Source organism: Chryseobacterium vietnamense (assembly GCF_031454475.1).
Taxonomy (GTDB): domain Bacteria; phylum Bacteroidota; class Bacteroidia; order Flavobacteriales; family Weeksellaceae; genus Chryseobacterium; species Chryseobacterium vietnamense.
Genome location: NZ_JAVDQX010000013.1, coordinates 1 through 10,984, shown reverse-complemented (window position 1 = coordinate 10,984; position 10,984 = coordinate 1). Strand labels below are relative to the sequence as shown.

The window sequence follows — 10,984 nt, the reverse complement described above, 5'->3', positions numbered from 1 at the left end:
GGGAGAGTAGGCCGCCGCCAGTTTTTATTTTATTTTTAAAAATCCTTTATCATAACGATAAAGGATTTTTTTTTGCTTTATACCCAGCTCAGGGTTATGGGTAATGAGAAATAGATAATAGATAATAGATGCGCGTAATAAGCAATCATCAATTATTATTCATCATTCATGTTTCTTCCTAGATTGCCGTCTTTAGTATCTTTGCTGATCTATTCTTCCTAATTAAATGCTTCGACTCCGCTCAGCATGACAGGGCTAATACTAACTGTACTAAGTGCTAAAATACGTAAACATTATCCTGTGATCTTACAGCCCCTAAACCTGTCATACATAAACCTTTATTCCTACGGAATGAAACAAAAGAAATGAACATCTATTGTGACATCATTAATTCTATAGGTTGAAAATATCTATTGACCGTCCCTTCCTAACACGTAACTCTAAAACCCGCAATCTTGTAACACCCTTCTATATAATCCGGAAACAGAATTATTCCCAGCCTGTATTTTTAAGCCTATAAACAGCTTATTGTAGTTAAAAGCTATGTGGCTATAGAAACGAGATTTAATCCTTCAGAATCTGCCTTATTTTAAGTCAAAGAAATAAAAAAACCGCTTCTCTAAAGAAACGGTTCTTATTGATGACATTTTGATTTGAATCTTACATATCATTGTTAGTGTCCGGGCATTTGAAATCATCGCTGCAGGTTGCACAAACAATGGTTCCATTGCAATAGTACATACAGAAATCTGTTTCTGGAAGGTGAGAACCTCCTGAAATGTTTTTTAATTGGTCTTTTTTTAGTTTTTTTAGATTTTTCATACTGTTTTAATTGAAAATTTGTAGGTAAAGTAAAAATAGTTAAAATATTTTTAATTGAATAATGTTTTTATATTAAAAATAAAAATTTTAATTAATAAATAGTTTTAAGAACTATATAATTGTTTGTTTTGATTTAAATATTTGATTGTTAATGAAATAAATACTATTTTTAAGCTAGCGTTATCCGAAAAGCTTATAGAGTAGGAAATACCAAAAATCAATAACTATGAAAAATCTAAGAAAACTTTCAAGAGAAGACAAGAGAAGTATTGTTGCTGGAGTAAATTCACCAGCATTTTGTTTTGAAGGAGGCGGACCGGGAGAAGGTGGATGTTCTGCAGGTGAAATCTGTTCAAATGGAAAATGTGTTCCTTATGGCGGAGGCCCAGGAGGTGGAGAAAATCCTGGCGGCGGTGGTGATTCTTATACTTGTATCTGTCCGTGGGGTACTTTTACACAGCCCACTCCATGTCCGGAATTTTATTGTATAACGGGATAAGACAAAAGTTAAATAAAACGGCTGCCTCAATTTGATACAGCCGTTTCTTTTTATTTTTTAATCAATCCCAGTTCGATCAATCTTTCATGCAGGAATTCTCCGGCAGTAGTATCTTCGTATAATTTTGGATTGTTTTCATCTACACAGTTCTCAAGTGCATTTAAAGACATAGCACTGATGGGATGCATAAAGAAAGGAATTGAGTATCTTGAAGTACTCCACATTTCTCTTGGTGGGTTTACAACTCTGTGGATGGTAGATTTCAATTTGTTGTTGGTATGTCTTGAAAGCATATCTCCAACATTGATCATCAGTTCATCCGGTTCTGCAATGGCATCAATCCATTCTCCGTTGTGGTTTTGAACCTGAAGACCTTTACCCTGTGCTCCCATTAAAAGGGTAATTAGGTTGATATCTCCATGAGCAGCTGCTCTCACCGCATCATCCGGCTCTTCAGTGATTGGCGGATAGTGAATAGGTCTTAAAATAGAATTTCCTTCCGCGATTTTGTCATCAAAATAAAATTCATCTAAACCAAGGTGCAATGCTAAAGCTCTTAGAACATACTGTCCGGTTTTCTCAAGCATCTGGAATGCCTCTTTACCCACTTCGTTGAATCTTGGAAGTTCATCAACGATTACGTTGTCCGGATACTCAGTTCTGTATTTTGAATCATCAGACAAATACTGTCCAAAGTGCCAAAATTCTTTTAAGTCTCCTTTTTTGAAACCTTTTGCAGTTTCTTTACCGAATCCTACATAACCTCTCTGGCCACCAATTCCTGGAATCTCATACTTTTGTTTCGTTTCCACTGGCTGTTCAAAAAAGTTTTTTACCTCACCATACAAATCTTCTACTAGGTTGTCATCAAGAAAGTGGCCTTTTAAGGCTACAAAACCAATTTCTTCATAAGCTTTTCCGATTTCATTTACAAATTTCTGTTTGCGTTCCGGGTTGTCCGAAAGGAAATCACGCAGGTCTACACTAGGTATTTTATCCATTTTTAGAAATTTACGAACAGCAAAATTACATTTTTTTTAAATTAAATGATTTTAAAATCATTATTTATAAGTTAAATTTGCTGTATGAAAAAATATTCTTCTAAGAGAAGTATCCAAATACTTGCACATCTTCTTCAGCAGTACGGAATTGCAGATATTGTAATTTCTCCGGGGTCAAGAAATGCTCCTTTGGCCATCCATTTTTCAGAGGTAGATAGTTTCAACTGTTATAGTATTGTAGACGAAAGGAGTGCTGCTTTCGTGGCAATGGGAATGGCAAAAAGTGAAAAAAAGCCTGCAGCCATTACCTGTACAAGCGGATCAGCTGTAGTTAATTATTATCCTGCGATTACCGAAGCTTTCTATCAGAATGTACCTCTTTTGGTACTAACGGCAGACCGTCCAACTGATTTTGTGGATATATTTGATGGGCAGACGATCAGGCAGAAGGAAGTTTTTCATCAGCATTCCTATGGTGACTTTCAGCTTTTGGAAGACAGCAAAGAGAATGCAGAAGATATTAATTTCGATATCATTAAAAAAGCTATTGAACTTTGTTTTGAAAAACAGGGTCCGGTACATATTAATATTCCATTGGAAGAACCTTTATATGAGCTGGTATCTGAACTTCCCACTTTCCCAACTGTGGAAAGAACCATAAAACATAAAGAGTATGAAATTCCATCCAATCTGATTGCGGAATGGCATACTTCACAAAGAATTATGCTGCTGGTGGGAACAAGAGATTATAGCCCGGAACTGGAAAACCAGCTGACTCAGCTCGTGAAAAATCATTCTGTCGTTGTATTGAGTGAAGCCAATTCAAATTTACACCATGAGAAATTCTTCAAACATATAGACCGTTATATTTTCAATTTTACAGAAGCGGATTATAAAACCTACGCTCCTGACCTGTTGATTACGGTAGGACAGAATGTGGTTTCCAAAAAAGTAAAGCAATTCCTGAGAAGTGCCCGTCCAAAGCAGCACTGGCATCTGGATGAAGTCTGGCAGCCCGATACTTATTTCTCACTTACAGAAAAGATAGAGGTGAAACCTGAAGTTTTCTTCTCAAAATTGTTGAAATTCATCAACCTGGAACCTAGACCTTATTTTAATCTTTGGGATGTTTTAAGGGATAAAAAAGATGCTAAACACGAACAGTTTTTAAATACAATTGATTTTTCGGATTTTTATTTCTTCAATAAAGCATCACAAACAATTCCTGAAAATTATAATATTCATTTCAGTAACTCTTCAGGGATCCGATATGCTCAGCTGTTTGATTTCGGAAAGAGAAAAATCTATTGCAACAGAGGAACAAGTGGTATTGACGGATCTACTTCTACCGCCATGGGATTTGCCATTAAAAATGAAAATCCAACCTTATTGATCACGGGAGACCTGAGTTTCTTCTATGATATCAATGGTCTTTGGAATCAATATATTCCACCATTTGTAAGAATTATGATCTTCAATAACGGTGAAGGAAATATCTTTAAAATTATTCCGGGACCCGGAAATGCCAACCCGAATACATTAGATGAATTTATTGCCACAAAACACCGCAAGAATGCCGAATCTCTGGCGAAGCATTTTGGCTTCTCCTATATCAGAGTAGAGGATGAGCTTACCCTGGACAGAGTTCTTGAGAATTTCTTTAAACCTGATGCACAGCCAAAAATCCTGGAAGTTAATACCCACGGGAAGAACAGTGCAGATGTACTGAAGTCGTATTTTGAGTTTATGAAATAGGTTTACAGATCCAGATATTCTTCACTCCCCGGCAGATTGATAATTCTGTCGATAGGATAGATAAACATATCATCGAAATCATTCAACGCATTAATGATCTGGAAATGGGTGAATTGCTTTATATTCTGTAAAGTGATCTCCGTTTCTTTGATCTTTTTATGTTTTAAAAGATGCTGCCTTTGTACACCGTTTAACAAAAAGGTAGAAGGGGTGAACCAGTCTTTTCCTTTTAAAAACAGAATATTGGAGAAAGAAGTATCGGTGATATGGTTGTTTTTAATGATGATAATTTCTTCAGCTTTAGATTTCATCTTCATTTTGTCCAGTTCCTTGCGGTCTTCAAATTTGAATGAATAATCAAAGCTATTATTTTCTACCAGCTGAAAATCCTGTATTTCAGGAATCGCATAAGGAATCATCTGTGTTCTGATCTTTTTGTCAAGGTCATAAGCAATTCTTAACTTGAAAAGACCATCCTCATCATGCTGCAGATTTTTATAGATTTTGGCCAGATCAATAGAGTCTTCCTTCCCGAAATGGGAAAATGTCTGGTTGACACGTTTCTGATGTAGGTCTAATAGAAAAATCTCCTGATCTTCTACTTTAATGCTTTCAATGAATTGGGACATAGATTTTATTTTTCATTTCCTGATACTCGTCTTCTAATTTACTCATGTGCGTTATACCGCCTCCGCTTTTGAAATACAGTTGGTCTTCTTCTTTTTCAATAAAGCGTATCATTACACAGCTGTCTACATTTTGGCCGTCAAACCAGCCACAAATTCCCGTGTAATATCCTCTGTCATATCCTTCTGCATCCAGAATTATTTCCAGTGTTTTAGGTTTGGGAGCTCCTAAAATAGATCCCGCAGGAAGAAGTTTCTGCATAATACTTCCTACTTTTCCCTCATATTCAGGTTTTATCATTCCTGAGATTTCAGAACTCATGGCATACAGATCCTTTTGTTGGGTTTTGATAAAGTCAATATGCTGGAACTGATCCACTCTTACATCATCAGCGACCATACTCAGATCATTCCGGAGAAGATCAACAACCGTGTAATGCTCTGCCTTCTCTTTTCGGTCATTCTTCAGAATTTCTGCTGCATTTTCAATAGAGGCATCAATGGTTCCTTTCATGGGATAGGTGAAAATTTTTCCGTCAATGATCTTTACAAAAGTTTCAGGAGAAAAAAATACAAAAAAATCTTTATAAAAAACTTTGTACTTCGCATTTGAGTGGTAAAAAATTTCTTCTAAGGTTAAATTGGTCTCTATCTTGGTCTTTCTGGTATAATTTACTAAGTAAGAATTTCCCAAACGAATATTTTTCTGAACCTTTTCAAAGCCAATCTGAAAATTCTCCAATGTTTCAGGAAAGGATTTCCAGACTACTTTTTTGTCCAGTTCCTGTGTCTCTTTTGTGTTTGAAAACTCTTGAAAATCAATAATTAAGCCTTCTTTTTCAATTTCATGTTCCTGATAGATTTCAACATTCTCCGAGAGAAAGTCGATGACGAAAAAATAGGGAACCTTCTGAAGAGAAAGTTCGTCCATTTCCATAAATTTTTGATGATTCACTGAAAACATTCTGCAAAAGTACTTATTGATGTTTACTTTTGCATAAATTTTTTATGATGCAGAACAAATATCCTCAGAAACCGGGACTAGATTTTATATTGAAGCAGGCATTTTTTTATTGGAATAAAACACTCGTTTTTCAGTTGATGTTTTCCATTTTCTATTTTGGAATTTTCCTGACGGTATTTTTCGCCGCAGATCTGAAATATAATATTTTGAGCCAGTACATGGAAACTAGCAAGTATCTTAAAGATGGGATGCAGGCCTATGCCACACAGTATACTAAAATGGTTTCTACTCCGGAATTTCAGAATTTTTCTCTGATGATTGTGGGGACTATGATTTTTCTTTATCCTCTCAATATCGGTTTTTATCAGATTTACAGAAAAATTGATCTTAAGGAAAAGCTGGAACTGAGAGATTTGCTGGTGGGATATAATGGACTTAACTTTTTTAAGTACATAGGATATTACATTTTCTGGTTTTTCATTTATATCAATGCTGCCCAGACTATTATTCTTGGAATCGTTTGGGTGATAGCAACAGTGTTTGTTGCTCCATTGATGTTTTTTACGAATAAAAGAATCTTTGAGTCAATTTCTCTAAATTTTAAAGCGCTCAGAATGTATTTTCTGGAAATAACGGTATGCGTGATTGTTGCTTTTATATTTAAGTATTTAGGCTTTGCCCTGTTTTTTGTTGGAGGATTATTTACTTTTCCTTTTTGGAATGCAATGATTTATTCATTGTATAAAACGGTCTTTTCGGAGAAAAGTTAAAATTCATTCGTGTTTAATGGGTTTTTTTACTAAAAAAAAGTAAATTTGGTAAAATCATTAAATATTTAAACTATGTCTGAATTTAACGAATTTGATCAGCAAGGCTCTGTACCCAATAGAGATACGGGATCAATTATTTCTCATGCTTTTGAAATGTACAAAGGCGTTTTCGGTTACGGAATTGTAGCTATGATTATTTATCTAATTGGAGGGTCTGTTATTCAGATGCTTACGGGGTTTGATTCTGCTTCTATGGTTGAAGAAATGAAATCAGGAGGTACTTTAAATTATTGGAGTGCTCCCGGGCTTCCTTTATATATGGGAGCGTCCAGCCTTTTTGGCCTGTTATTATCTCCATTGTATGTAGGATTGATCTATATGGTCAATAAATACAATACCAAAAGCCCGATTGAATTTTCTGATCTTTTTATAGGATACCGTCAGAACTTTGTAAATATTCTGATTTATAGCCTTCTAGCCTGGATAATTTCCTCAATTGCTCTGGTATTGTGCGTTTTACCTATCATTTTTGTATATCCTTTCCTTTTAATAGGATATCCTATTTTGCTATTTGAAAATGCTTCAGCAACAGAGGCTTTATCGAAATCATTCAATATCGCTAAAGAAAACTATGGAACTTTCTTGTTAACCGGACTTTTAGGAGGTCTGATTTCTGCTGCGGGAATTGTTCTTTGTGGAATCGGGATCATCTTAACGGCTCCGTTTATTATGGTTGTAATGTATTCTACTTATTGTGCTTTCTTAGGAAAACCAAGACAAATTATGTACAGCAAATAAAATATAAAATACATGATGAATAAGGACAAACAAATAAGCAGTGTTGCGATAAAGCAGGTGTCGTTACTGGCTATCATTCTGATATTGGCCGGATTGATCTGCTTTAATCTGGCATTGTTTATTCCCTCAGTTTTGGGAGCGATTACCATTTATGTAGTCTGCAGAAAGTATAATTTTTATCTGCAGGAAGAAAAGAAATGGAAACCGTCACTGGCTGCGTTTGTATTGATGTTTGCCAGTCTTATTGTTCTTATTCTTCCGATTTATTTTATTGCTGATCTGATTATTGATAAACTGGGGAACGCGCAGGCTTATATGGCCAAATTCAATGTTTTCCTGGATAAAATCCATTCTTATATCTTTTCTAAAACAGGATTTGATATTCTGAGCAAAGAGAATATGGCAAAACTGAAAGATAATGTAGGAAAAGTTTCTACATCAGCGCTCAGTGGGACATTTAATACGCTTACCGTTGTGATGTCCATGTATTTTATTCTCTATTTTATGCTGGAAAGACCAAGGCTCTTTGAAAAGATTCTTACTTCTTCCGCCCCGCTGAAGAGAGCAAACATCTCCCTGATCGGCGATAAAATGAGAAAATTAATCATGGCTAATGCTATTGGTATTCCAGTGGTAGCTGTAGGACAGGGGATTGTAGCGCTTATCGGTTACCTGATATTTGGGGCACCGGGAGCTATACTTCTTTTTGCTTTGACGGCAGCTGCTTCAGTAATTCCTGTGGTAGGAACAGCCATTGTATACGTTCCGGTTTGCATCTTTATGATCGCTGAAGGAAATACAGGTCAGGGGTTAGGATTGGCAATCTACTGTCTTGTAGTAGTAGGACTTACCGATAATCTTCTTCGTTTTACCCTTTTAAAGAAACTGGAAAATATCCACCCACTGAATACCGTATTCGGAATCATTATGGGAATGAATCTGTTTGGCTTTATGGGACTTATTTTTGGCCCTATTCTGATCTCATTGACTCTTCTTCTGATTCAGGTGTACAGAAATGAATTTTCGGATGAAGAAACCTCTCCTGATCTTGAATTACCCGGTCAGGAAGATATTACAGAAAAATTAATTTAATAAGATAAAAACGTGGAAGGACTAAATCCCGATATATTAAAAGAAATCTGTGTAATGAAAATGCCTTTCGGTAAGTATGAAGGAACGGTTCTGGTAGATCTTCCAATCAGCTATCTGGAATGGTTTAATAAAAACGGAATGCCAAAGGGAAAATTGGGAATGCAGCTTTCAACAGTTTATGAGATCAAATTAAATGGTCTGATGGACCTTTTGACTCCTATCAGAGCAGCCGTAAGAAATGGGTTGTAAAAATTAAATAGAACACTTTTATATAGTTTCGGCGGCATCGAAGACAGGACGACATATGTCTAATTGAATTTGGAATAATTTTTTGGAATTAGCTATAAAATGAAAATGATTGGCTTTATCTGTTTGGGTAAAGCCAATCATTTTTTTAATTAAGGATATTGAGTGTAATTATTGTTTAGTAAAAATCAAATCTTTTGTTTCAGGGAGATAGATATTAATATCTGTTCCGCTGGGACATTTACTGTTATCAAGAATTATATCATTTGGTTTATATTCCCATGAAATCTGTGTAGAGCTGATTTTTTTTAAAATTATTTTGCCCCATCCAACGTTGCAATTTGTGCCACTATAAAAGAATATAGCAGAATTATTATAAGGTTTCGTTCCTATACTGTAAAGGTTTATTGAAGGGATATTATTATTCTTGGTGTCTTGCAAAACTACACCAGAAGAGTTTTTAACAATATACTTTATATCTAAAATATCTGAGTAATAGATTTTTTGTGAACTTTTTTGTAACTTATTTTCTATTTTAGAGATATACAGTGTGATGCTTTTCCCTTGAAAACTTCCTTGAAATATTCCAGTGTATGAATTTAGTTCGTTATTTAAATCTTTTAAATAAGAATTAGCAGGAATGTCCTTTAAAGAAGTGTTTAATGGAAGTGTTGTTTGTGCTTTACAAGATAAAAAGCTTATAAAAAGACTAAAAAGTATTGTTGTTTTGATATTTGTTTTCATATTCATTGATTTAATATTAACAAGTAGTTGAGGTTGGCTGATTATTGGCATTCAGATTAATATTTTTTACACTACCATCATTTTCTATTCTTTGTAAGTTAACTTTTCCTTCTAATCCCATATTTTTTATAGTTTCAAAAAAAAGTTTTTCCACTCCTAAATTATTAATTGTTCCATCACTATTAATATATGTATTACCATTTTTTGCAAAATCAGTTAAATCACTTTCAGTCTTTACATAATCAAGAATATAGCCATTTATATTGTCTTGTGAATAATTGGTTAAAGCATCCTGATACGATCCGTTAAACCAAATAACATAGTGCATGCCATTTGGAGCCACCATTCCAACGAATGCATTTTTAACATTTTCAGAGTTAGAAGTTGGTTGTGCTCTCGCAAAACCTAATAACTGGTCAACATCTGGTGGTGATAACATAGGTATTCCTGTTGGAGTATGGTTATGATAACCTCCTGCATAGCCTGTTTTATCTCCAAAATTTACACTGTGTGCCCCTCCGCTTATGATCTGGGAGGGCGTTCCGTCTACTTTCAATTTTACTCCTTTTTCACCACCTAAAGTAGATTGTGCTTTAAGCTCATCAATTTTTGCTTTGACAGTGGTATTGGTTATTATACCAGTAGTCTTTTCACAAGGATTCTTCGGGTCCTGAGGGTTTTGTGTTTGGCTTCCGCCACCTGAGCCTCCGTAGGTCTCAGATCCGCCACTCATTCCACCACCATTGCTTCCATAATCTACATAAGGCTGGTAATAATGATTAACAGGTCCGGTAATGTCTCCATAAACAGTAATTATGACGGGTAGTATATCTTCTGTTTGCTCAGGCTGTCCACCTCTTGATGCTATCGAAGGTGAATTATAAACGTTTTGAAAATTTGAAATTATACTCTGTACTTCAGGTGAAGTATTTTTTAAAACTATAAAATTAACCCAATCTCTCTTAGGATTCACCAATCCTACCAATACTGCATTAACTGAGCCGTCTTTTATGATAGGGTAGGCAATTCCTTTTGTTGCTTCTCCGTAAGTAATACTTCTGAGATTAAAATATATTTCTCCTACTTCATTCTGGAATTTCTGATTGAAAGAAGGATTATTGTTCATGAATGTCTGAATAATTTCCTTAAAAGGTTCGTGATAACTGATGTATTCAGAGTTCTTTTGTGTGTTTTTCTGAGAATCTAAACTTTTCTCAAACCTGCTAAATGCTTCGATTTTTTCTCTTTCAGTTCTTTTTTCTTCTTGTGTAGCTTCATCTGTTCTACACGAATTGAAAAAAAATAGAGGCACTGTTACTAATAACAGTAACCGCAAAATAAATTTTTTGTTCATCGATTTGTTATAATTTTTAAGCCGGCAAATATATAATATTTTTCATTTGGTAACATATGGTTTTCCCCGTCTTTTGAAATATTTTTTTCCAAATTTATATGTGTGGAGCGACAAAACGAGTGGTATTGTTTTAGTTTTCAATCTCGTATTAAATAAAATTAAACGACTGATTGATCCATCAAAGCAGCCATAAGAAATGGGTTGTAAAATTAAATAGAACACTTTTATATAGTTTCGGCGGCATCGAAGATGCCGCCGAAACAATTATATAAAAAAATATTTTTATCATTGAAAAAACAAAATTAATAAATAA

12 protein-coding genes are annotated in these 10,984 nt (G+C 34.8%); 6 read left to right on the top strand and 6 right to left on the bottom strand.

Annotated features, from left to right (window positions below):
• Positions 1–660 precede the first annotated feature (660 nt).
• Positions 661–822, bottom strand: a complete 162-nt coding sequence (locus tag J2786_RS22925) for a bacteriocin-like protein (protein WP_185097528.1) — start codon at positions 820–822, stop codon at positions 661–663.
• Between the two features lie 226 nt (positions 823–1,048).
• Here J2786_RS22925 and J2786_RS22920 point away from each other — a divergent pair, with 226 nt between their 5' ends.
• Positions 1,049–1,321, top strand: a complete 273-nt coding sequence (locus J2786_RS22920; protein WP_047428684.1) for a hypothetical protein — start codon at positions 1,049–1,051, stop codon at positions 1,319–1,321.
• 50 nt (positions 1,322–1,371) lie between these two features.
• On the opposite strand, the gene J2786_RS22915 is transcribed toward J2786_RS22920, so the two are convergent.
• A complete protein-coding gene (locus J2786_RS22915) occupies positions 1,372–2,322 on the bottom strand; it encodes an isopenicillin N synthase family dioxygenase (RefSeq protein WP_047428685.1) in 951 nt (316 codons plus the stop codon).
• Positions 2,323–2,406: 84 nt separating this feature from the next.
• Between J2786_RS22915 and menD the strand changes: the two genes are divergently transcribed.
• Positions 2,407–4,077: a 2-succinyl-5-enolpyruvyl-6-hydroxy-3-cyclohexene-1-carboxylic-acid synthase gene (gene menD, locus J2786_RS22910; RefSeq protein ID WP_047428688.1), complete on the top strand. Its 1,671-nt coding sequence runs from the start codon at positions 2,407–2,409 to the stop codon at positions 4,075–4,077.
• Between the two features lie 2 nt (positions 4,078–4,079).
• Here menD and J2786_RS22905 read toward each other — a convergent pair whose 3' ends face one another.
• Positions 4,080–4,706, bottom strand: coding sequence for an aminotransferase class IV (locus J2786_RS22905; protein ID WP_047428690.1), 627 nt, complete (start codon positions 4,704–4,706; stop codon positions 4,080–4,082).
• On the bottom strand, positions 4,690–5,667 hold the full coding sequence (locus J2786_RS22900) for an aminodeoxychorismate synthase component I (protein ID WP_047428693.1): 978 nt from the start codon (positions 5,665–5,667) through the stop codon (positions 4,690–4,692). Before J2786_RS22900 ends, J2786_RS22905 begins: the two co-directional genes overlap by 17 nt.
• Before the next feature lie 44 nt (positions 5,668–5,711).
• Here J2786_RS22900 and J2786_RS22895 point away from each other — a divergent pair, with 44 nt between their 5' ends.
• From J2786_RS22895 to J2786_RS22880, 4 genes are all read left to right on the top strand, one after another.
• Entirely contained in the window at positions 5,712–6,437 is a 726-nt protein-coding gene (locus J2786_RS22895) for a hypothetical protein (RefSeq protein WP_047428695.1), read from the top strand.
• A 72-nt stretch (positions 6,438–6,509) separates the two neighbouring features.
• The gene (locus J2786_RS22890; protein WP_047428697.1) at positions 6,510–7,235 is read left to right on the top strand and encodes a hypothetical protein; all 726 of its coding nucleotides are present in this window, start codon (positions 6,510–6,512) and stop codon (positions 7,233–7,235) included.
• Between the two features lie 12 nt (positions 7,236–7,247).
• On the top strand, positions 7,248–8,327 hold the full coding sequence (locus J2786_RS22885) for an AI-2E family transporter (RefSeq protein WP_047428699.1): 1,080 nt from the start codon (positions 7,248–7,250) through the stop codon (positions 8,325–8,327).
• Positions 8,328–8,339: 12 nt separating this feature from the next.
• Positions 8,340–8,576, top strand: coding sequence for a DUF3820 family protein (locus J2786_RS22880; RefSeq protein WP_082001918.1), 237 nt, complete (start codon positions 8,340–8,342; stop codon positions 8,574–8,576).
• Positions 8,577–8,744: 168 nt separating this feature from the next.
• Here J2786_RS22880 and J2786_RS22875 read toward each other — a convergent pair whose 3' ends face one another.
• Complete coding sequence (locus J2786_RS22875) at positions 8,745–9,317, bottom strand: DUF6705 family protein (RefSeq protein ID WP_156121359.1); 573 nt, start codon at positions 9,315–9,317, stop codon at positions 8,745–8,747.
• A 16-nt stretch (positions 9,318–9,333) separates the two neighbouring features.
• Entirely contained in the window at positions 9,334–10,653 is a 1,320-nt protein-coding gene (locus J2786_RS22870) for a hypothetical protein (protein ID WP_185097529.1), read from the bottom strand.
• Between the last annotated feature and the right edge of the window lie 331 nt (positions 10,654–10,984).